Annotated in this window: 19 protein-coding genes and 2 riboswitches; of the genes, 14 read left to right on the forward strand and 5 right to left on the reverse strand. The window is 71.0% G+C overall.

Annotated features, from left to right (window positions below; genetic code table 11):
• The first annotated feature begins 66 nt into the window (after window positions 1-66).
• From dop to cobM, 10 genes are all read left to right on the forward strand, one after another.
• A complete protein-coding gene (gene dop / locus ACYQ78_RS32360; RefSeq protein WP_459804749.1) occupies window positions 67-1,584 on the forward strand; it encodes a depupylase/deamidase Dop in 1,518 nt (505 codons plus the stop codon).
• Window positions 1,585-1,751: 167 nt separating this feature from the next.
• A riboswitch (adenosylcobalamin (AdoCbl) riboswitch) is annotated at window positions 1,752-1,895 on the forward strand.
• Window positions 1,896-1,900: 5 nt separating this feature from the next.
• Window positions 1,901-2,092, forward strand: coding sequence for a CbtB domain-containing protein (locus tag ACYQ78_RS32365; RefSeq protein ID WP_066368377.1), 192 nt, complete (start codon window positions 1,901-1,903; stop codon window positions 2,090-2,092).
• On the forward strand, window positions 2,092-2,772 hold the full coding sequence (locus ACYQ78_RS32370) for a CbtA family protein (RefSeq protein WP_459804750.1): 681 nt from the start codon (window positions 2,092-2,094) through the stop codon (window positions 2,770-2,772). The genes ACYQ78_RS32365 and ACYQ78_RS32370 overlap by 1 nt, the downstream gene beginning before the upstream one ends.
• A 118-nt stretch (window positions 2,773-2,890) precedes the next feature.
• On the forward strand, window positions 2,891-3,406 hold the full coding sequence (locus ACYQ78_RS32375) for a histidine phosphatase family protein (RefSeq protein ID WP_459804751.1): 516 nt from the start codon (window positions 2,891-2,893) through the stop codon (window positions 3,404-3,406).
• Between the two features lie 26 nt (window positions 3,407-3,432).
• Window positions 3,433-5,412, forward strand: coding sequence for a VWA domain-containing protein (locus ACYQ78_RS32380; protein WP_459804825.1), 1,980 nt, complete (start codon window positions 3,433-3,435; stop codon window positions 5,410-5,412).
• Window position 5,413: 1 nt separating this feature from the next.
• Window positions 5,414-6,004, forward strand: a complete 591-nt coding sequence (gene cobO, locus ACYQ78_RS32385; protein ID WP_459804752.1) for a cob(I)yrinic acid a,c-diamide adenosyltransferase — start codon at window positions 5,414-5,416, stop codon at window positions 6,002-6,004.
• Window positions 5,998-7,431: a cobyrinate a,c-diamide synthase gene (locus ACYQ78_RS32390; protein ID WP_459804753.1), complete on the forward strand. Its 1,434-nt coding sequence runs from the start codon at window positions 5,998-6,000 to the stop codon at window positions 7,429-7,431. The genes cobO and ACYQ78_RS32390 overlap by 7 nt, the downstream gene beginning before the upstream one ends.
• Window positions 7,428-7,796 carry a PPOX class F420-dependent oxidoreductase gene (locus ACYQ78_RS32395; protein WP_459804754.1) on the forward strand — a complete coding sequence of 123 codons (369 nt, stop codon included), beginning with the start codon at window positions 7,428-7,430 and terminating at the stop codon, window positions 7,794-7,796. The genes ACYQ78_RS32390 and ACYQ78_RS32395 overlap by 4 nt, the downstream gene beginning before the upstream one ends.
• Window positions 7,789-8,955 carry a precorrin-6y C5,15-methyltransferase (decarboxylating) subunit CbiE gene (cbiE, locus tag ACYQ78_RS32400; RefSeq protein WP_459804755.1) on the forward strand — a complete coding sequence of 389 codons (1,167 nt, stop codon included), beginning with the start codon at window positions 7,789-7,791 and terminating at the stop codon, window positions 8,953-8,955. Before ACYQ78_RS32395 ends, cbiE begins: the two co-directional genes overlap by 8 nt.
• Complete coding sequence (gene cobM, locus ACYQ78_RS32405; RefSeq protein ID WP_459804756.1) at window positions 8,952-9,689, forward strand: precorrin-4 C(11)-methyltransferase; 738 nt, start codon at window positions 8,952-8,954, stop codon at window positions 9,687-9,689. The genes cbiE and cobM overlap by 4 nt, the downstream gene beginning before the upstream one ends.
• 6 nt (window positions 9,690-9,695) lie before the next feature.
• Here cobM and ACYQ78_RS32410 read toward each other — a convergent pair whose 3' ends face one another.
• Genes ACYQ78_RS32410 through ACYQ78_RS32425 form a run of 4 tightly spaced genes read right to left on the reverse strand, consistent with a single transcriptional unit; the run spans window position 9,696 to window position 13,514 of the window.
• Entirely contained in the window at window positions 9,696-10,418 is a 723-nt protein-coding gene (locus tag ACYQ78_RS32410) for a cobalt-precorrin-6A reductase (protein ID WP_459804757.1), read from the reverse strand.
• Window positions 10,415-11,899, reverse strand: coding sequence for a precorrin-2 C(20)-methyltransferase (locus ACYQ78_RS32415; RefSeq protein WP_459804758.1), 1,485 nt, complete (start codon window positions 11,897-11,899; stop codon window positions 10,415-10,417). Before ACYQ78_RS32415 ends, ACYQ78_RS32410 begins: the two co-directional genes overlap by 4 nt.
• Window positions 11,899-12,519, reverse strand: coding sequence for a precorrin-8X methylmutase (locus tag ACYQ78_RS32420; RefSeq protein WP_459804826.1), 621 nt, complete (start codon window positions 12,517-12,519; stop codon window positions 11,899-11,901). The genes ACYQ78_RS32415 and ACYQ78_RS32420 overlap by 1 nt, the downstream gene beginning before the upstream one ends.
• The gene (locus ACYQ78_RS32425) at window positions 12,513-13,514 is read right to left on the reverse strand and encodes a hypothetical protein (protein WP_459804759.1); all 1,002 of its coding nucleotides are present in this window, start codon (window positions 13,512-13,514) and stop codon (window positions 12,513-12,515) included. The genes ACYQ78_RS32420 and ACYQ78_RS32425 overlap by 7 nt, the downstream gene beginning before the upstream one ends.
• Before the next feature lie 49 nt (window positions 13,515-13,563).
• Window positions 13,564-13,729: riboswitch (cobalamin riboswitch) on the forward strand.
• A 32-nt stretch (window positions 13,730-13,761) separates the two neighbouring features.
• Between ACYQ78_RS32425 and cobN the strand changes: the two genes are divergently transcribed.
• Window positions 13,762-17,445 carry a cobaltochelatase subunit CobN gene (gene cobN, locus ACYQ78_RS32430; protein ID WP_459804760.1) on the forward strand — a complete coding sequence of 1,228 codons (3,684 nt, stop codon included), beginning with the start codon at window positions 13,762-13,764 and terminating at the stop codon, window positions 17,443-17,445.
• On the opposite strand, the gene ACYQ78_RS32435 is transcribed toward cobN, so the two are convergent.
• Window positions 17,435-18,304: a serine/threonine-protein kinase gene (locus ACYQ78_RS32435; protein ID WP_459804761.1), complete on the reverse strand. Its 870-nt coding sequence runs from the start codon at window positions 18,302-18,304 to the stop codon at window positions 17,435-17,437. The two genes, cobN and ACYQ78_RS32435, sit on opposite strands and share 11 nt — an antisense overlap.
• A gap of 407 nt (window positions 18,305-18,711) precedes the next feature.
• Between ACYQ78_RS32435 and ACYQ78_RS32440 the strand changes: the two genes are divergently transcribed.
• The 3 genes from ACYQ78_RS32440 (at window position 18,712) to prcA (ending at window position 20,791) form a co-directional block, all read left to right on the forward strand.
• Complete coding sequence (locus ACYQ78_RS32440; RefSeq protein ID WP_061292715.1) at window positions 18,712-18,921, forward strand: ubiquitin-like protein Pup; 210 nt, start codon at window positions 18,712-18,714, stop codon at window positions 18,919-18,921.
• Window positions 18,922-19,162: 241 nt separating this feature from the next.
• Entirely contained in the window at window positions 19,163-19,978 is an 816-nt protein-coding gene (gene prcB / locus ACYQ78_RS32445; protein WP_459804827.1) for a proteasome subunit beta, read from the forward strand.
• A 21-nt stretch (window positions 19,979-19,999) separates the two neighbouring features.
• Window positions 20,000-20,791, forward strand: coding sequence for a proteasome subunit alpha (prcA, locus tag ACYQ78_RS32450; protein WP_459804762.1), 792 nt, complete (start codon window positions 20,000-20,002; stop codon window positions 20,789-20,791).
• Window positions 20,792-20,814: the final 23 nt, after the last annotated feature.

Consider the following 20,814-nt stretch of genomic DNA (forward strand, 5'->3'; position numbering starts at 1 on the left):
GGCCGGGCATAGTGAAGGGGCTAGGCTCGGGATATAAACGGCGGAACGACAGGCCATGGGGTGCGCATGACAGTCCGGCGGGTGATGGGCATCGAGACCGAGTACGGCATCAGTGTGCCCGGTCAACCAGGTGCTAACGCGATGGTGACCTCGTCGCAGGTCGTCAACGCGTACCTGGCGGCCTCGGCCGCGCGCGCCCGCCGAGCCCGGTGGGACTTCGAGGAGGAGAACCCGCTCCGCGACGCCCGGGGTTTCGACCTCGCCCGTGAGGTCGCCGACTCCAGCCAGCTCACCGACGAAGACCTCGGCCTGGCCAACGTCATCCTCACCAACGGCGCCCGGCTCTACGTCGACCACGCCCACCCCGAATACTCCACGCCCGAGTGCACCAACCCCCGGGCCGCGGTCATCTGGGACAAGGCGGGCGAGCGGGTCATGCACGACGCGGCGGTCCGCGCCTCGGGCATGCCGGGCAACGCGCCCATCCAGCTCTACAAGAACAACACCGACTCCAAGGGCGCCAGCTACGGCTGCCACGAGAACTACCTGATGCGCCGGGCGACCCCGTTCGCCGACATCGTGCGCCACCTGACCCCGTTCTTCGTCTCGCGCCAGGTCTTCGCCGGCGCGGGCAAGGTCGGCATCGGGCAGGACTCGCGCGGCGACGGCTACCAGATCTCCCAGCGCGCCGACTTCTTCGAGGTCGAGGTGGGCCTCGAGACGACGCTCAAGCGGCCGATCATCAACACCCGCGACGAGCCCCACGCCGACCCGGAGAAATACCGCCGGCTCCACGTGATCATCGGCGACGCGAACATGTCGGAGATCTCGACCTACCTGAAGCTCGGCACGACCTCGCTGGTCCTGGCGATGATCGAAGACGGCTTCCTCACGGTCGACCTGTCGGTCGAGTCGCCGGTCGCGGCGCTGCGGGCCATCTCCCACGACCCCTCCCTCAAGCACATCATCACGCTGCGGTCGGGTCGGAAGATGACCGGGATCCAGCTCCAGATGGAATACCTGGAGCAGGCCCGCAAATACGTCGAAGACCGCTACGGCTCCAACGCCGACGAGATGACCAAAGACGTGCTCAACCGGTGGGAGTCGGTGCTCACCCGCCTCGCCGAAGATCCGATGCAGCTCTCCCGGGAGCTCGACTGGGTGGCCAAGCTGGAGCTCCTCGAGGGCTACCGCACCCGCGACAAGCTGCCCTGGTCCCACCCCCGGCTCCAGCTCGTCGACCTGCAATACGCCGACATCCGGCCGGAGCGCGGGCTCTACAACCGTCTGGTCGAGCGGGGCCGCATGCAGCGCCTGGTCACCGAAGACGACGTGGAGCGTGCTATCGAGACGCCGCCCACCGACACGCGCGCCTACTTCCGGGGGCGCTGTCTTCGGCAGTACAGCGAGTCGGTCGCGGCCGCCTCGTGGGACTCGGTCATATTCGACATCCCGGGGCGCGAGTCGCTGCAGCGGGTTCCGACGCTGGAGCCGCTCCGGGGGACAAAGGCCCATGTGGGCGACCTGCTCGACCGGTGCCGCACGGCGGCCGAACTGGTCCAGGCACTGACCGGCGACTCCTGATCCGAGACGCGTTCACCAGAGCCCGTGGTCATTCCGGCCACGGGCTCTGGTGTGTTCGGCGGTCCCGAGAAAGAGGTGAGGCGCGCCTCGGGGCCACTGTTTTCTGATCTACGTTGTAAAGTGGCCGGGATCGTGTCATCTTGACGGGTTTCGGTAGATCGGGGTACGTTCGCCGGGAATTGTGGCGGCGTGTGGGAAACCGGTGAGAGTCCGGTGCGGTCGCGCCACTGTGATCCATCAGCCGATGGAAAGTCAGGTCACCACCCGCCACGTTGATCTACGACAGGGACGCGCAATCCCGGAGGAGGATCGTGGCGTGAGCCAGATTTCCAGCTCCCCATCCATTCCCGTACGCAACCTGCTGCCCTGGTCGGCGGCGGTGCCGGTGCTTCTGATCGTCGCCTACCTGGTGACGATGGACTCGGCGGGGCTGCTCGCCTCAAGCGGTGACTTCCTGCATGAGCTCATGCACGACGGCCGTCACCTGCTCGGCGTTCCCTGCCACTGATGATCAAGGACTTCTTCCTCCGGGGCCTCGGCGCCGGAGCCGTCGCCGGGCTGCTCGCGGGACTCTTCGGGTTCCTCGTCGGGGAGCCCTTCATCGACCAGGCCATCGCGATCGAGGAGGCCGCCGCAGGGGCGGGTCACTCGCACGCCGACGAACTGGTCAGCCGGGGCGGGCAGGCCTTCGGGCTCTTCCTCGCCACCACCCTCTACGGCCTGGTCATCGGCGGGCTGTTCGCGCTCGCCTACGCCTTCGTCAAGGGCCGCTTCGGGCCCGCCAACGAGCAGTCGCTCGCCGTCACGCTGGCCGCCGGGGGGTTCCTGTCGGTCGTGCTCGTGCCGTTCCTCAAGTATCCGGGCAACCCGCCCGCTGTCGGCGACCCGGAGACGATCGGGCAGCGCACCGTCCTCTATCTGGTGATGCTGGTCATCGGGCTGCTGGCGCTCGGGGCGGGGGCGGTGATCCACCGGCATTACGGGTGGGTCGCGGCCGTCCCGGCGTTCCTGGTGATCGTCGGGGTCGCCTACGCGGTGCTGCCGGCCATCCAGGAGGTGCCGCAGGAGTTCCCGGCGGTGCTGCTGTGGAACTTCCGGGTGTCGTCGCTGGGCATGCAGGCGGTGCTCTGGGGCGTGCTCGGCTCGGTGTTCGCCCTGCTGTCCGCCCGGCGGCCGGTGCGGGTCTGACCCGGACCGGGCGCGCGGTGGAGGCGGTCTCGTCTCAAGGGCCGGTGCGGGGCCTGCGATCGGTGTCAGGCCCGACGCCGAGATCGCAGGTCGGCCACGGCCGGCGGCGAGGTGTGTCGTGAAGGCGGTGCGGGTGACGCTGAGGGCGCACCCGCTTACCGTCGGCCAGCGGGAAGGCGCGTTCCCGTTGGCCGACGAGCCGCTGGAGGGCGACCGGCCCGCGCTGGCGCGGCCGCATTCGACCCGAGTCCTGCGAGGGCCCGAAGCTCGATGTGATCTTCTCCCCGGGGCCGAGGTGACGCCCGAGCTGCGGGATCTCGACATGGGGAGCTGGCGCGGGCGGAGGCTGGCCGGGATCGATCCCGTCGAGCTCGCCCAGTGGATCCACGATCTCCATGCCGTGCCTCACGGCGGGGAGTCGGTGGCCGCGCTGATCGAGCGGGTGCGCGAGTGGCTCGGCGGGCTCGACGGCGGGCCGGTGCTCGCGCTCACCCATCCCGCCGTCGTGCGGGCCGCCGTCGTGGTGGCCACGGGGGCGGACTATCGGCGCCTCGACGTGCCCCCGCTGGGGAGTGCGCTGCTCACCGGGGTGGGTGGCCGGTGGAATCTGCGGTTGAAAGGAACTCTGGAGTGACCTATCCGTTCAGCGCCGTTGTCGGGATGGACGACCTCAAACTGGCGCTCATCCTCAACGCCGTGTCGCCACGGGTGGGGGGTGTGCTGGTCCGCGGGGAGAAGGGCACGGCGAAGTCCACGATCGTGCGGGCGCTCGCCGAACTGCTCCCTTCTGTGGATGTGGTGCCGGGGTGCCGGTTCGCCTGCGACCCCGTGGCGCCGTACCGGGAGTGCCCTGACGGACCCCACGACGGCGGGAGCGAGACGCGCAGGGCCCGGCTCGTCGAACTGCCGGTCGGCGCGTCGGAGGATCGGCTCGCCGGGTCGCTCGATCTGGAGAAGGCGCTCGCGCACGGGGTCGCGGCGTTCGAGCCCGGGCTGCTGGCCGCCGCGCATCGCGGGGTGCTCTACGTCGACGAGGTCAACCTCCTGCACGACCACCTGGTCGACCTGCTGCTCGACGCCGCCGCGCTCGGGACCTGCTACGTCGAGCGTGAGGGGGTGTCGGTCCGACATGCCGCGCGGTTCCTGCTCGCCGGGACGATGAACCCCGAAGAGGGGGAGCTGCGACCCCAGCTGCTCGACCGGTTCGGGCTGACCGTCGAGGTCCGCGCCTCGCGCGACCCCGGCGAGCGGGCCGAGGTGATCCGGCGGCGGATGGCCTACGAGCGCGACCCCGAGACGTTCGCGGCCGACTGGGATGCCCGGGAGGTCGAACTCGCCGCGCGGATCGCGGAGGCGCGGAAGCGGGTGGAGTCGGTACGTCTCCCCGATGCCGCTCTCAAGCAGATCGCCACGGTCTGCGCGGGTTTCGAGGTCGACGGGATGCGCGCCGACCTGGTCACCGCGCATGCGGCGGTCGCCCACGCGGCCTGGGCCGGGCGCGACAAGGTCACCACCCGTGATGTACGTGAGGCCGCCCGCCTCGCCCTGCCGCACCGCCGGCGGAGAGACCCCTTCGACGCGCCGGGCCTGGACGAGAACAAACTGGACGAACTCCTCAATCAGCTCCCGGACGACCCCGAGGACCCGGAGGACCCGACTCCGCCTGACGGCTCGGACGGCGACCAGAATCAGGCCGATCAGGATTTTTCTGATCAGGGCCAGACCGATCGGGATCAGGCTGATCAGAATCGGGCCGATCGGAGTCAGGCCGATCCGAGTGGGCTCGGCGAAGATCGCCAAGCCTCTGACGCGAACCATCGTGAAGGCACTCAGGCCGACGCGAACACCGCCGACTCCCCGGCCGGTCAAGGCGAGGTCACCGAGTCGTTCCAAGTCCCCGGTGCCCCCTACAAGGCGCGCCTCTTCTCTGTTCCCGGTGTCGGTGGCGGCGCTCCCGGACGCCGGTCCCGAGGCCGCTCATCCCGAGGCCGGACCGTGGGTTCGCGCGCCCCGAAGGCCAAGGTCACCCAGGTCCACCTCACCGCCACCATCCGCGCCGCCGCTCTCAGGGGCTGGCGCCGGGGCGGGGTCACCTCGGCAGACCTGAGGGAGGCCATCCGCGAAGGCCGGGAGGGCAATCTCGTCCTGTTCGTCGTCGACGCCAGCGGGTCCATGGGTGCCCGCAAGCGCATGGGTGAGGTCAAGGCCGCCGTCCTGAGCCTCCTCCTCGACGCCTACCAGCGCCGTGACAAGATCGGCATGATCACCTTCCGGGGCGACTCCGCCGAACTCGTCCTCCCGCCGACCTCCTCGGTCGAGGCCGGCGCCGCCAGGATGCGCCTGCTCAAAACGGGAGGCCGCACCCCGATCGCCGCCGGGCTGATCAAGGCCGCCGAGGTCCTGGGCGTGGAACGCCTGCGGGACCCCGCGCGGCGCCCGCTCATCGTCGTCGTCACCGACGGCCGCGCCACCTCGGGCGACGCCGACCGCGCCGCCACCCTGCTCAGGGACACGGCCTGTGTGGTCGTCGACTGCGAGTCCGGGCCGGTCCGCTTGGGGCTGGCGGGGAAGCTGGCGTTCCGTCTTGGGGCGCCGGTCGTCGGGCTGTCCGATGTCGCCCACGTCATGAAAGCCGCGTGAGATGCCGCAAGGTCAACCGGAGAACGTCCCGAACGACGGCCTCACCACCCGCCAGCGCCGCACCCGGCCGCTGGTCATCGTGCACACCGGCCCCGGCAAGGGCAAGTCGACGGCCGCCTTCGGCCTGGCGCTGCGCGCCTGGAACCAGGGATGGCCGATCGGAGTCTTCCAGTTCGTCAAGTCGGCCAAATGGCGCGTCGGCGAGGAGTCGGCGCTGAAGGCTCTCGGCGAGATCGGGCCGCCGGTCGTCTGGCACAAGATGGGCGACGGCTGGTCGTGGATCCGCAAGAGCGACGACGACCACGCGGAGAACGCTCGTGAGGGCTGGGCGCAGATCAAAAGGGATCTGGCCGCGGAAACGTACAAGATGCTGGTCTTGGACGAATTCACGTACCCCATCAAATGGGGTTGGATCCCCGTCGAAGACGTCATCGAGACCCTGCGGAACCGCCCCGGAACCCAGCATGTCGTCATCACCGGACGGGACGCCCACCCCGACCTGATGGAGTTCGCCGACCTGGTCACCGAGATGACCAAGATCCGCCATCCGATGGACGCCGGGCAGAAGGGCCAGAGGGGCATCGAATGGTAGCCCGGCTGGTCATCGCGGCGCCGTCGTCGGGAGCGGGCAAGACCACGATCGCGACCGGCCTGATGGCCGCCCTGGTCAAAGCGGGCCTGACGGTCTCCCCGCACAAAGCAGGCCCCGACTACATCGACCCCGGCTACCACGCCCTGGCGACCGGCCGCCCCGGCCGCAACCTCGATCCCTTCCTCACCAGCGAAGACCTAGTCGCGCCCCTGTTCTTACACGGCGCCAGGGACGCCGACATCGCGATCGTCGAGGGCGTCATGGGCCTGTTCGACGGCCTCCCCGACGGTTATGCCTCCACCGCGCACGTCGCCCGGCTGATCGACGCCCCCGTGGTCCTGGTCGTCGACACCACCGGCCAGGGGCAGTCGGTCGCCGCCCTGGTCCATGGCTTCGCCGGGTTCGACACGCGGGTGCGGATCGGCGGCGTCATCCTCAACAGGGTCGGCTCCGACCGCCACGAGGAGGTCTGCCGCGCGGCTCTGGAGCACAGCGGCGTGCCGGTGCTGGGCGTCATCAGAAGGACCCCCGGCATCGAGACCCCGTCACGCCACCTGGGCCTCATCCCGGTGGCCGAACGTCGCCGCGAGGCCATCGAGGCGGTGGCCCGCCTGGGCGACCTGGTGACGAGAAGCTGCGACCTGAAAGCCCTGGTCAGCCTGGCCCACACGGCTCCGGAACTGACAGATGATCCCTGGGATCCGCGGGAATTCGCGACCATCGGCGGCAGTCCGGCAGGCTCCCAACCTGGGGGCCCTCCCGGGCAGACCCCCGCTGAGGACTTCGGCTCGGCCGGTCGGCTCGCCGCTGGAGCTCTGGGGCCGGGTGGGCGGTTTTTCGATGGTTCATCCGGGAAAATCGTGGTGGCCGTCGCTGGTGGGCCCGCGTTCACCTTCGGGTACGCCGAGCAGGCCGAGCTGCTCGAAGCCGCCGGTGCCGAGGTCGTTCCCTTCGACCCCCTCCGCGACGAGCAACTCCCAGAGGGCACCAAAGGTCTGATCCTGCCCGGCGGGTTCCCGGAGATGCACGTCCACGAGCTGGCCGCCAACGAGCGGCTCAAGCGGGAGATCAGCGCCTTCGGCGGGCCGATCCTCGCCGAGTGCGGGGGCCTCCTCTATCTGGCCAGGGAGCTCGACGGCCACCCCATGGTCGGCCGGATCGATGCCAAATCCGAGATGTCGCCCAAGCTCACCCTCGGCTACCGGGACGCCGCCGTCACCCAGGACACCGTCATCGGCCGGGCCGGGGAGCGCGTCAGGGGGCACGAGTTCCACCGCACGGTCACCGAACTCCCCGGTGAGCGGGTCTACCGCTGGCGCGGCGGCGCCGACGGGTACGCTGCCGGGCGGATCCTGGCGTCCTACCTGCACCTCCACTGGGCGGGGACGCCGGAGGCAGCGACCCGTTTCGTCAAGGAGTGCGGATGAGCTTCGAGGAGTTCTGGACCGAGCGGCACCTGTGCACGCTCACGACCCTGCGGGCCGACGGCACCCCGCACGTCGTGCCCGTCGGGGTGACCCTCGACGGCGACGTCGCCCGGGTCATCACCTATTCGACCTCCCAGAAGGTCCGCAATGTCCGCAACGGCAGCGGCCGGGTGGCCGTGTGCCAGGTCGACGGCGCCCGCTGGTCGACGCTGGAGGGCGTGGCGACGGTGAACGACGACCCCGAGGCGGTCGCGCACGCCGTGCGGCTCTACACGGCCCGCTACCGCGAGCCGAAGCCCAACCCGCTGCGGGTCGTCATCGAGATCAAGATCACGCGAGAGCTGGGGAACGTGCGACGTGACTGACGTGGTCGTCGTCGGCATCGGCGCCGACGGCTGGCCGGGGCTGGGCGAGCGGGCCCGTGAGGCCATCGCCGGAGCCGAGGTGATCGCCGGTTCGCACCGCCAGCTGGCGCTGCTGCCCGACGTACCGGCCGAGATCGTGACCTGGCCCTCGCCGCTGCTGCCCGCCCTCCGCGAGCTCCTGACCAGGGATCGGCGCATCTGCGTGCTGGCCAGCGGCGACCCCATGCACCACGGCATCGGCGCCACCATCGCGAAGATCGTCCCGGACGTGCGGGTGATCCCGCATCCGTCGTCGGTGTCGCTGGCGTGCGCGCGGCTCGGCTGGCCGGTCGAGTCGGTGACCGTCGTCAGCATGGTCGGCCGCCCGCTCAGCGCCGTCTTCGCCCCCGGCCGCCGGTTCATCGTGCTCAGCGAGGGGAGCGGCTCTCCCGCCGCCGTGGCCGAGGCCCTCACCACGTGTGGGTACGACCAGAGCTCGATCACCGTCCTCGAACAGTTGGGCGGTCCGGGGGAGCGCGTCGGCCCGGTCCGCGACGACCACGACCCCCTCAACGTCGTGGCCGTCGAATGCGCTTCTGACGACCCGCTCCCGATCGTCCCCGGCCTGCCCGACGACGCCTACGACCACGACGGCCAGCTCACCAAACGCGAGATCCGAGCCGTCGTCCTGGCCTTCCTCCAGCCGAACGGCCTCCTCTGGGACGTCGGCGGCGGCGCCGGCAGCATCGCCATCGAGTGGATGCGCGCCGACCGGTCATGCCGCGCGGTGACCGTCGAACGCGACCCTGAAAGGGCTTCTCGCATCGTGGGGAACGCGGCGAGATTGGGCGTACCGACCCTGAAGGTCGTCGCCGGAACGGCCCCGCAGGCCCTCACCGGCCTCGAACCCCCCGACGCCGTGTTCATCGGCGGCGGCCTGACCAGGGAGGGCGTGCCGGAGACCTGCTGGCAGGCCCTTAAACCGGGCGGCCGCCTGGTCGCCACCGCCGTCACGGTCGAGTCGGAGGCGGTCCTGGCCCGCTGGCACAAGGAGCAGGGCGGCGACCTCACCCGCCTCTCGGTCAGCCGCGCCGCCCCCGTGGGCGGCTTCACCGGCTGGCGCCCCGCCATGCCCGTGACGATCTGGTCGACCCGCAAACCATCGAAGGATGTCGAGTGATCCGTTTCGTCGGAGCCGGCCCCGGCGCGGCCGACCTCATCACCGTGCGCGGGCAGCGGGTGATCGAGACGTCTCCGGTCTGCCTGTACGCCGGTTCGCTCGTCCCCGCCGAACTCCTGGCCCGCTGCCCCGAGGGGGCAAGGATCGTCGACACCGCCAACCTCAACCTCGACCAGATCCTCGGCGAGATGGTGGCGGCCCACGACCAGGGCCTCGACGTGGCCCGACTCCACTCGGGCGACCCGTCGGTCTTCAGCGCCATGGCCGAACAGATGCGCCGCCTCGACGCGGCCGGGGTGCCCTACGAGGTCGTCCCTGGCGTTCCCGCCTTCGCCGCGGCGGCGGCCTCCCTGAAGCGCGAACTGACGGTCCCCGGGGTGGCCCAGACGATCATCCTCACCCGCACTTCTGAACGCGCCACCCCCATGCCGCCCGGGGAGGACCTGACCACCCTGAGCCGCTCCCGGGCCACGATGGTGCTCCACCTGGCAGTCCAGCGCATCGAACCGGTGACCGAGGAACTCACGGCGACCTACGGGGCGGACTGCCCGGTGGCCGTGGTCGCCTACGCCTCCCGCGACGACGAAGTCATCATCAGAGGCACGCTGGGCGACATTTCGGACATAGTGCGGGCGGCGGGCGTGAAGCGAACAGCGGTCATCATCGTCGGCCAGGTCCTCACGGCGGCCCAGTTCCCCGACAGTCACCTGTATTCGGTCGCCCGCTCCCGCTGAAGCCCGCTACTCGTGGTCGTGCACCCAGTCGACCGCTTCGGACACCGTCGCCACATACGTGACCTCCGAGGGCACCGGTGGCCGTCGCACCATCACGACGGGAATCCCCAGCTCGCGCGCGGCCACCAGCTTGGCGCGGGTGAGTTCCCCGCCGCTGTCCTTGGTCACCAGGGTGTCGATCCGGTGTTCGCGCATCAGGGCCAGCTCCCCCTCGAGCGTGTACGGCCCCCGCGACAGAATGACCTCCATCGCCACCGGCTCCTCCGGCGGATCAACAGACCGCGCCAGGAACCACACCCCCGGAGTCCCGTCGAACAGCGCCAGGCTCCGCCGCCCGGTCGTCAGAAACACCCGCGTCCCCGGCAGCGACCGGGCGGCCTCCTCCAGGGAGGCGACCCACCGCCAGTCGTCCCCCGGCTCCTGGGTCCACCCCGGGCGCCGCAGCCCCAGCAGCGGGATCCCCGTCATCCCGCAGGCCTCCGCCGCCGCCTCGGACATCTGGGCCGCGAACGGATGCGTAGCGTCGATCACCACGTCGACCGGGTGCTCCCAGAGCCACCTCGCCAGCCCCAGCGACCCGCCGAACCCCCCGATCACGACGGCGCCCACGGGCAGGCGGGGCTCCCTGACCCGGCCGGCCAGGGAGGTCACGACCACGTGGTCGGGGTGCAGCCGGGCCGCCAGTTCGCGCGCCTCGGCCGTGCCCCCGAGGATGAAGACGCGTTTCATGCCGGGTAGCGCCGGGGCGTGAACACCACGCCGCCGGACACGCGGGTCGTCGAGGAGCCGATGATCAGCAGGCAGCGCATGTCCACCTCCGCCGGGTCGAGGTCGCCAAGGGTCGTCACCACGATCCTCTCCTGAGGGGTCCCCACCGCCCGGCCGATGACGACGGGCGTGGTCGCCGGACGGTGCTCCAGCATGAGGTCGCGCGCGACGCCCACCTGCCACGTCCGGGTCTTGGACGCCGGGTTGTAGATCGCGAGCACCAGGTCGGCGGCGGCCGCGGCGGAGATCCGCTTGGCGACGACGTCCCATGGCTTGAGCTGGTCCGACAACGAAATCACACAATAGTCGTGCCCCAGCGGAGCCCCGACCCGGGCTGCCACGGCGTGCGCGGCGGTCAGTCCGGGCACCACACGCACCGGCACCTGCGCGAACCTCTCCTGGGTGGCGGCTTCCAGCACGGCGGAGGCCATCGCGAAGACGCCGGGGTCACCCGACGACACCACGGCGACCCGCGATCCGGCCAGCGCGAGCGACAGCGCGTGCTCGGCGCGTTCGGCCTCGACGCGGTTGTCGGTGGCGTGCCGCTTCTGGCGCGGGTTCGGCGGCACCCGGTCGAGGTAGGGGCCGTAGCCGACGAGCTCGTCGGCGGTGGCCAAAGCGTCCTGGGCTTCGGGGGTCAGCCAGAAACGCCCCGCCGGACCGAGGCCGACGACGGCCACCTCGCCGGGGCCCTCGACCCGCGGGTGCTCGGGCAGCGGGAGCGGGGCGCCGACGGGGGAGGGGAGCAGCGCGAGGGAGAAGTAGGGGACCGACTCCGGGTCGACGTCGCGCAGGGGCGCGAGGCGCTGGGCGCCGGTGGTGGCGCGTTCGACGTACCAGGCCTCGTCGAGGCGGCCGGCCTCCTCCAGGGCGGCGCGGACCTTGGCGAACGTCCGGCCCAGCTTCATGATCGCGACCGGGCCCTCGCCGATGCGGGCCACCAGTTCCTCGGCGGGCAGCGTGCCGGGGAGCACGGTCAGCGTCTCGTCGCGTTCGACGAGCGGGCGGCCCAGCGCCGCCGCGGCGCCGCTGATCGAGGTCACGCCCGGGACCACCTCGGTCGGGTAGCTCGCCGCCAGGCGCTTGTGCATGTGCATGTACGACCCGTAGAACAGCGGATCGCCCTCGCACAGGACCACCACGTCGCGGCCCGCGTCGAGGTGGGCGGCGAGCCGGGCGGCGCAGTTCGCGTAGAACTCGTCGAGGGCGCCCTGGTAGCCGCCCGGGTGGTCGGTGGTCTCGGTCGTCACCGGGTAGACCAGGGCCTCCTCGATCTGGCCCTCGCGCAGGTAGGGGGCGGCGACCGAGCGGGCGATGCTGCGGCCGTGCCGGGCGCTGTGGTAGGCGATCACCCCGGCCTCGCCGAGCAGCCGGGCCGCCTTCACGGTCACCAGTTCGGGGTCGCCGGGGCCGAGGCCCACGCCGTAGAGCGTTCCGGTCATCATTCCTCGTCACTGGCGATGGCGTTGAGCGCCGCCGCCGTCATCGCGCTGCCGCCACGGCGACCGCGAACCACCAGAAACTCCAGGTCAGAGGCGGCCAGCGCGTCTTTCGACTCGGCCGCGCCGATGAACCCCACCGGGATCCCGATCACCGCCGCCGGTCGCGGCGCCCCCTCGGCGACCATCTCCAGCAGCCGGAACAGCGCCGTCGGCGCGTTCCCGACCGCCACCACCGCGCCGCCCATCCGCTCGCGCCACAGCTCCAGCGCCGCCGCGCTGCGGGTCGTCCCGAGCTCCGCCGCCAGCGCCGGAACGCGCGGGTCCGCGAGGGTGCACAGAACCTCGTTCTTGTACGGCAACCGCTTCCGCGTCACCCCCGCCGCGACCATGTTGGCGTCGCAGAGGATCGGCGCGCCCGCGTCCAGCGCCTTCCTGGCCGCCGCGACGACCCCGTCCGACCAGGCCATGTCGCCGGGCAGGTCGGTCATGCCGCAGGCGTGGATCATGCGGACCGCGACCCGCGCCACGTCGGGCGGCAGGGCCGACAGGTCGGCCTCGGCGCGGATGGTGGCGAAGGACTGGCGGTAGATCTCGGCGCCGTCCTTGATGTAGGTCACGATGCGCTCCGCTGGTAGCCGGACGGGGTGGCGATCAGGTCGGTGACCTCGCCCCTGGGCCGCCCGCACCTGCGCGCGCAGCCGGACCAGTGGACGGGCACGCCGATGGGCCGGGCGTCCGCCTGCACGTCGCTCAGCGACTTCGCGCAGCCGGGCGAGCCGGTGCAGGCGGTGACGTGGAGCCAGGGGCTGCCGGGGTCGGTGATCAGCCCCTCGGGCAGGCGGGTGCCCGCGGGGACGAGCAGGGTGCGCCAGGGCGTGATCCGCAGCCACTCGGCCTCGGCCAGCACCAGCGCCTGGGCGGCGGTCAGGCGGCCGAGGGGGACCAGGGCGCCGGTCATCGCGCCGAAGTCGCCGACGTAGCCGCTGGTCCGGGGTTCGGGGAAGGTCGCCTTCGGTCCCGGGAAGGTGCCCTCGGGGATACGCCATTCGCCCTCGGAGAGCCGGAGGAAGGTCTGCGCGACGTGGACCGCTGCGTGGATCGCCTCAGTGGGCGGTAGCCGTAAAGAAAGATCGGTGGTTCCGGCGAAGACGGCGAAGTGCTCACCGCGGGACATCAGCACCACGTCGGCGCCGAGACCCGCCACATCCCCGGAGCCGTCGTCGACCGCGAACAGGAACCGCCCGGACAGATCGGCCAGTTCCGGTACGGCGCAGATCGCCTCGTCGAGACCCTTCACCAGCGCGCGGAAAGCGGCGGAACCGGACAGCGGCGAGGCGACGATGTTGCGCACCCGCTCGTGGGAGGCCGACGGCAGCAGCCCCGCCGCCGCGATCGCCTCGGCGAACCCGGCCGGGTCGTCGACCCCTCTGACCTGGATGTTCGCGCGCGAGGTCAGCTCCAGCACGCCCCCGCCGGCGGTCGCGAGGACCGCGAGCTGCGCCCCGGTCAGGTCGCCTCCGGGCAGCCGGACCCGGGCCAGCGGCCCGTCCGCCGCCTGATGGACCTGGAGCGCGCCGGGACAGGCGTCGCGCGAGGAATGTCCGGTAATGGCCACGTCGAGGATGGTAAAGCCCCCCGTGGGTCTTGCAAGCCGGGGGAGTCCCGTAGTCTCATCGGGCGACGGCACAAACGAGGAAGCCGGTGTGAATCCGGCGCGGTCCCGCCACTGTCACCGGGGAGCGAACCCCACCAACGGCCACTGTCACAGGGAAGGCCGGGGTGAGCCCTGATCCGGGAGCCAGGAGACTCGGCCGTCACCTGAACACACGACCCGGGGCGCGGACCCCGAGGGAGGGCTCGCCATGATCGTTTTGCTGTCCACATCGGACACCGACCTCCTGAGCGCCCGCGCGAGCGGCGCCCCCTACCGGTTGGCGAACCCCTCCCGAACCCCCGACCCGACGTCGTTACTCGACGACGCCGACGTGATCGTGGTCCGGTTGCTGGGCGGCCGCCGCGCCTACGAAGAGGGCCTGGACATCCTCCTGGCCGGCGGGAAGCCGGTTGTGGTGCTGGGCGGCGAACAGGCCCCCGACGCGGAGTTGATGGAGCTCTCGACGGTCCCGAGCGGCGTGTGCGCCGAGGCCCACGCCTACCTGGCCCACGGCGGCCCCGCCAACCTGACCGAACTGCACAACTTCCTCAGCGACACCCTGCTCCTGACCGGAAACGGCTTCGCCCCTCCGGCCGCACTGCCGTCGTGGGGCCTTGGCGAGACTGCCGGCCTCAGCGTCACCCCTCCCCATGCATTGCCCGAAATTTCGGCAGATCCGGGTGTTCGGCCCGATCCCGAAAGCCACGTGGCGGAGCCGAGCACGGCGGCAGAAACACGGACAGGGCAAACTGCGGAAGCAGCGGCAAAGGTTGGCGCGCAGGGTGCGGGGGGTCCGGACAGCGCTGCGCGCAGTCCGGAAATTTCAGGACAACCGGTGGTTGGGATCCTCTACTACCGCGCCCATCACGTCGCCGGCAACACCTCTTTCATCCGGACTTTGTCCGAAGCGATTGTCCAAGCCGGTGGACGTCCCCTGCCCGTCTACTGCGCCTCGCTGCGCACCGCCGAGGCCGGGCTGATCGAGACGCTGAGCGAGTGTGACGCGCTGATCGTCACCGTGCTGGCGGCGGGGGGTACCCGGCCCGCGACCGCGCAGGCGGGCGGCGAGGACGAGGCGTGGGACGTCGGCGCGCTGGCCGATCTCGACATCCCGATCCTCCAGGGGCTCTGCCTGACCACCGACCGCGCCACCTGGGAGGCCGCCGACGACGGGCTGTCCCCGCTGGACGCGGCCTCGCAGATCGCCATCCCCGAGTTCGACGGCCGGATCATCACGGTCCCGTTCTCGTTCAAGGAGATCGACCCCGACGGCCTCACCGTCTACGCCGCCGACCCCGAGCGCGCCGCCCGGGTGGCGGGAGTGGCGGTCCGGCACGCCCGGCTGCGCCACATCCCCGTCGAAGAGCGCCGCGTGGCGATCATGCTGTCGGCCTACCCGACCAAGCACTCCCGCATCGGCAACGCCGTCGGCCTGGACACCCCGCGCAGCGTGGTCCGGCTGCTGCGGGCCATGGGCGAGGCCGGGTACAAGATCGGCGACTTCCCCGGCGTGGCCGCCCAGGACGGCGACGCCCTCATCCACGCCCTGATCGCCGCGGGCGGCCAGGACCCCGACTGGCTCACCGACGAGCAACTCGCCGGCAACCCGGTCCGCATCCACAAGGACGTCTACCGGCGGCACTTCGACGGCCTGCCCGCCGACCTCCGCGAGGCGATGGAGCGGCACTGGGGCCCCGCCCCGGGAGAGCTGTTCGTCGACGGCGACGACATCGTGCTCGCCGCCCTCCAGGACGAGAACGTCGTCGTCATGGTCCAGCCGCCGCGCGGCTTCGGCGAGAACCCCATCGCCATCTACCACGACCCCGACCTGCCGCCCAGCCACCACTTCCTGGCCGCCTACCACTGGCTGTCGAACCGGTACGACGCCGTCGTGCACGTCGGCAAGCACGGCAACCTCGAATGGCTCCCCGGCAAGTCGGCCGGCCTGTCGGCCGCCTGCGGCCCCGACGCCGCCCTCGGCGACCTGCCGCTCATCTACCCCTTCCTCGTGAACGACCCGGGCGAGGGCACCCAGGCCAAACGCCGCGCCCACGCCACCCTGGTCGACCACCTCGTGCCCCCGATGGCCCGCGCCGAGACCTACGGCGACATGGCCCGCCTGGAGCAGCTCCTCGACGAGCACGCCTCCATCGCCGCCATGGACCCGGCCAAGCTCCCGGCCGTCCGCGCCCAGATCTGGACGCTCATCCAGGCCGCCCGCCTCGACCACGACCTCGGCCTGGACGACCGCCCCCACGACGCCGAGTTCGACGACTTCCTCCTGCACGTCGACGGCTGGCTGTGCGAGGTCAAGGACGTCCAGATCCGCGACGGCCTGCACGTCCTCGGCCAGGTCCCTTCTGGCGAAGCGAGAATCGACCTGGTCCTCGCGATCCTGCGGGCCAAGCAGATGTGGGCCGGCGACCAGGCGCTCCCCGGCCTGCGCGAGGCCCTGGGCCTGACCGAACACGGCGACGCCCGCGCCGACGTGGACGCGGTCGAGGCCGAGGCGCGCGCCTTGGTCGCGGAGATGGAGGCGGCGGGCTGGGACCCCGGCGCCGTCACGCAGGACGGCCCGGTCGGCGACATCCTCCGGTTCGCCGCCACCGAGATCGTCCCCCGCCTGAACGGCACCGCCGACGAGATCACCAACGTCCTGCACGCCCTCGAAGGCGGCTACATCCCCGCCGGGCCCAGCGGATCGCCCCTGCGCGGTCTGGTCAACGTGCTGCCGACCGGCCGCAACTTCTACTCCGTCGACCCCAAGGCCGTGCCCAGCCGCCTGGCCTGGGAGACCGGCCAGGCCATGGCCGAGTCGCTGGTCGAGCGCTACCGGACCGACACGGGGGAGTGGCCCCGCTCGGTCGGCCTGTCCATCTGGGGCACCAGCGCCATGCGCACCGCCGGAGACGACATCGCCGAGGTGCTCGCCCTGCTGGGCGTCCGCCCGGTCTGGGACGACGCCTCCCGCCGCGTGACCGGCCTGGAGATCATCCCCGCCGCCGAACTCGGCCGCCCCCGCGTGGACGTCACCGTCCGCATCAGCGGCTTCTTCCGCGACGCCTTCCCCCACGTGGTGGCGCTGATGGACGACGCCGTCAAGCTCGTGGCCGACCTCGACGAAGAGGGCAACTACGTCCGCGACCACGTCCAGGAAGACGGGTCGACGTTGCGGATCTTCGGCTCGGCTCCCGGCGCCTACGGGGCCGGGCTGCTCCCGCTGATCGACAGCCGCACGTGGCGCGACGACCGCGACCTCGCCGAGGTCTACGCCGTCTGGGGCGGCTACGCCTACGGCCGGGGCGTCGACGGCGTCCCGGCCCGGGAGCACATGGAGTCGGCGTACAAAAGGATCAACATCGCGGCCAAGAACGTCGACACCCGCGAGCACGACATCGCCGACTCCGACGACTACTTCCAGTACCACGGCGGCATGATCGCCACCGTCCGCGCCCTCACCGGCCGCGACCCGAAGGCCTACATCGGCGACTCGACCCGCCCCGACGCGGTCAGGACCCGCAGCCTCACCGAGGAGACCAGCCGGATCTTCCGCGCCCGCGTGGTCAACCCGCGCTGGCTGGCCGCGATGCGCCGCCACGGTTACAAGGGCGCCTTCGAACTGGCCGCCACGGTCGACTATCTCTTCGGCTACGACGCCACCACCGGCGTGGTCGCCGACTGGATGTACGACAAGATCGCCGCCACCTACGTCCTCGACGAGGAGAACCGCAAGTTCCTCAGCGAGTCGAACCCCTGGGCCCTGCACGGCATCGCCGAACGCCTCCTCGAAGCGGCCGGACGCGGCATGTGGGCCGAGCCCGACCAGGAGATCCTCGCCGCCCTCCAGCAGGCCTTCCTGGACACCGAGGGCGACTTGGAATCTACATCGTAAAGGCGTCGGGCGGCAGGTAGTCGGCCCGCCGCCCCGGCGTCGCCGCCGCGATGCCCTCGCGGTGCAGCAGGCCCGCGAGCAGCATCGACACGTCCTTCCCGGGAAGGCGGTCGCGCGGCCCCCGGCGCAGCAGCGCGTCGAGCACGGGCAGCAGCGCCCCCGCCTTCGACGGGGGATCGGGCTGGAGGGTCGAGGTCAGCACGGTGGCGCCCGTGCCGGGGAAGGGCGGGCGCCCCTCGACCGCGGCGTAGATCGTCGCACCGACCGACCACAAGTCGGCGGCCGGGCTGGCGGGCTCGCCGGCCATGCGCTCGGGCGCGATGAAGTCGACCGAGCGGGCCGCGCGGGCGGTCGACTCGTGTTCGAGGGCCGAGAGGCCGAAGTCGGTCAGCACGACCCGGTCGCCGGTCAGCAGCACGTTGCCCGGTTTGATGTCGCCGTGGACGACCCCGGCGTCGTGGGCGTGGCGGACCCCGGCCAGCAACTGGTAGCCGATCCAGGCCGACCAGTGGACCGGAAGTGACCCGAGGTGCTCGATGGTCTGCTTCAGGGTCAGGCCCTCGAGGAATTCGGTCACGATCCAGAGACGGCCGTTCTCCTCCAGCAGGTCGTGGACCGTGATGATCGCCGGATGGCTCAGCCGGGCCGCCGAGCGGGCCTCGCTGAGCGCCTTGCGCCGGGCGAGCTCCATGTCGAGCGCCTGGCTGCGCTGGGGCGGCTGGACTTCCTTGATCGCGACGTCGCGCTTCAGCAGCAGGTCGTGGGCCTGCCACATGATGCCGGAACCGTCGCGGCGGCTCGGGTTCCCGAGCTGGTAGCGGGCACCGAGCAGCGGTGGCTTCGGGCGATCGGGCGTCACCGGCGGAACGCCCTTGGCGAACCTGGAGCCTTCATGGTGAGCAGGCGCCGTGTGCTTACCGATCTGAACCAACCACCTGTCTGAGCCGAATCCGAGCTCCCCATGCGCTCAATATTCTGGTGGTCCGGAGGCGGTTTCGCTCCGTATCCGGGAGATCTGGAGGAACCCGATTCCGTGATGATCATACCTGGCTCCGCTGGGCCGGATCGACTGGTCGGCCATCATCTGACTGAATTGTCCGGATATACGGGTATACGTCCAAGTATGTGAACTAGCAGACTGAACCCGGGCGCGCCCCGAGCCTGATTGATCGACACCGCCGAAGATCGCATGGCGATTCAGGCGAGTTGTCGGTCGGTTCGGGGAAGATATGAAGCAGACACGTCCCCCGAGTGGAGGTATCACCGATGGCGAGCAAGGACACCGGCGGTCAGAAGCAGACCGGCCGCCAGGAGACCGAGACCGAGCAGGTCGAGGAGCAGTCCGGAAGCGACGTCCAGGAGCGCCACGAGAAGCTCAGCGACGACGTCGACTCGATCCTCGACGAGATCGACGAGGTCCTCGAAGAGAACGCCGAGGAGTTCGTGCGGTCCTACGTGCAGAAGGGTGGCGAGTAAAGGGGCCAACGCCCACCTCGTCACGCTCGGCGAACTCACAGACAGCCGTCCTCGTCGCGGTCGCGGGATCATCCGTGGCCGCGACGAGTCGTTTCCACCGAAAATCTCCGATCATGAAACTGGTCCGAAACTGGTTCGCGGTCAGCTGATCGGGAAGAGTGCAACCAGCGCTGTCACATGAGTAGGGTCGGCGTAACAACACGACCTAGGAGGGAGTCGCGTGGCATCTCAGCAGGCCTGGATGAACAACCTCTTCACCAATACGGGTTCCTCGTCCTTCACCGAGTTCGTGCGTGGCTACGCCCCGGAGATGCTCCCGGGTAACCGCGAGGCGCTGCCCGCGCCCGTCGGCGACCAGATCCCCCACGCGACCACCATCGTCGCCGTCACCTGCGCCGGCGGCGTGGTCATGGCCGGCGACCGGCGGGCCACCTCGGGCAACATGATCTCCAACCGGGACATCGAGAAGGTGTTCCGGACCGACGAATACTCCTGCATGGGCATCGCCGGCACCGCCTCGACCGGCATCGAGATGGCCCGGCTCTACCAGGTCGAGCTCGAGCACTACGAGAAGCTCGAAGGCCGCTCGCTGTCGACCGAGGGCAAGGCCAACCGGCTGGCGACCTTCGTCCGGCAGAACCTGGGCGCGGCCATGCAGGGCCTCGTCGTCGTCCCGATCTTCGCGGCCTACGACGAGAAGATCGACGGCGGCCGGATCTTCGGCTACGACGTCGGCGGCGGCCCCTACGAGCACTCGCCCTACCACGCCATCGGTTCCGGCTCGATCTTCGCTCGCGGCTCGCTGAAGAAGCTCTACCGCGAGAACGCCGCGCCCGACGACGCCGTGCTCACCGTCCTTCAGGCGCTCTACGACGCCGCCGACGACGACTCGGCGACGGGCGGCCCCGACGTCACCCGCAGGATCTGGCCGGTCGTGGCGGTCATCACCGCCGACGGCTTCCGCCGCCTGCCCGACGAGGAGATCGCCGTAGCGGTCGAGGGCCTGCTCGCGGGCCGGATGATCGATCCCGACGGGCCGACCGCCCCGCTGCGCTAGAAAGGAACCCCACAGGTGTCCATGCCGTTCCCTTACGCGTCGCCTGAGCAGATCATGCGCGACCGCGCGGAATACGCGCGGAAGGGCATCGCCCGAGGCCGCAGCGTGGTCGTGGTCCAGTACGCCGACGGCATCCTGCTGGTCGCACCGAACCCGTCCAAGGCGCTGCACAAGATCAGCGAGATCTACGACCGCATCGGCTTCGCCGCCGTCGGCCGTTACAACGAGTTCGAGACCCTGCGGCAGGCGGGCATCCGCTACGCCGACGTCAACGGTTACAACTACAACCGCAAAGACGTCACCGCCCGCGCCCTGGCCAACGTCTACGCCAGCCAGCTCGGCATGATCTTCACCGACTCGATCAAGGCCCTCGAGGTCGAGATCGTGGTCGCCGAGGTCGGCGAGTCGGCCGAGCAAGACCAGATCTACCGGCTGACCTTCGACGGCTCGGTCTTCGACGAACAGGGCATGGCCGTCATCGGCGGCCAGTCCGACACCGTCGCGACCCGGCTGAAGGAGCGCTACCGCGTGGGCGCGCCCCTGGCCGAGGCCCTCGACGCGGCGCTCAGCGCGCTGACCGAGCCGGGGGGCGAACGCCCGGCGTCCGGCCAGCTCGAGGTCGCGGTCCTCGACCGCAACCGCGAGCACCGCAAGTTCCTGCGCCTCAGCGGCCCCCGCCTGGAGCGCCTCCTCAACGAGACCAAACCGGCCGCCACCCCGGAGACCCCCGCGGCCCCGGCCGAGGGCGGCCCGAAACCCCCGCCGACGGCGCCCGACGGCGACATCGACACGGGCTCCGAACCACCCCTGTAACCAGGACGAACGCCTCACGGGGC

This window comes from Herbidospora sp. RD11066, from assembly GCF_054661255.1.

Bases quoted from the DNA above. Each gene is read 5' to 3' on its own strand.
- dop (WP_459804749.1), top strand. From the start codon at position 67: ATGACAGTCCGGCGGGTGATGGGCATCGAGACCGAGTACGGCATCAGT.
- ACYQ78_RS32370 (WP_459804750.1), top strand. From the start codon at position 2,092: ATGATCAAGGACTTCTTCCTCCGGGGCCTCGGCGCCGGAGCCGTCGCC.
- ACYQ78_RS32380 (WP_459804825.1), top strand. From the start codon at position 3,433: ATGGACGACCTCAAACTGGCGCTCATCCTCAACGCCGTGTCGCCACGG.
- cobO (WP_459804752.1), top strand. From the start codon at position 5,414: ATGCCGCAAGGTCAACCGGAGAACGTCCCGAACGACGGCCTCACCACC.
- ACYQ78_RS32390 (WP_459804753.1), top strand. From the start codon at position 5,998: ATGGTAGCCCGGCTGGTCATCGCGGCGCCGTCGTCGGGAGCGGGCAAG.
- ACYQ78_RS32395 (WP_459804754.1), top strand. From the start codon at position 7,428: ATGAGCTTCGAGGAGTTCTGGACCGAGCGGCACCTGTGCACGCTCACG.
- ACYQ78_RS32410 (WP_459804757.1), bottom strand. From the start codon at position 10,418: ATGAAACGCGTCTTCATCCTCGGGGGCACGGCCGAGGCGCGCGAACTG.
- ACYQ78_RS32415 (WP_459804758.1), bottom strand. From the start codon at position 11,899: ATGACCGGAACGCTCTACGGCGTGGGCCTCGGCCCCGGCGACCCCGAA.
- cobN (WP_459804760.1), top strand. From the start codon at position 13,762: ATGATCGTTTTGCTGTCCACATCGGACACCGACCTCCTGAGCGCCCGC.
- ACYQ78_RS32440 (WP_061292715.1), top strand. From the start codon at position 18,712: ATGGCGAGCAAGGACACCGGCGGTCAGAAGCAGACCGGCCGCCAGGAG.
- prcB (WP_459804827.1), top strand. From the start codon at position 19,163: ATGAACAACCTCTTCACCAATACGGGTTCCTCGTCCTTCACCGAGTTC.
- prcA (WP_459804762.1), top strand. From the start codon at position 20,000: ATGCCGTTCCCTTACGCGTCGCCTGAGCAGATCATGCGCGACCGCGCG.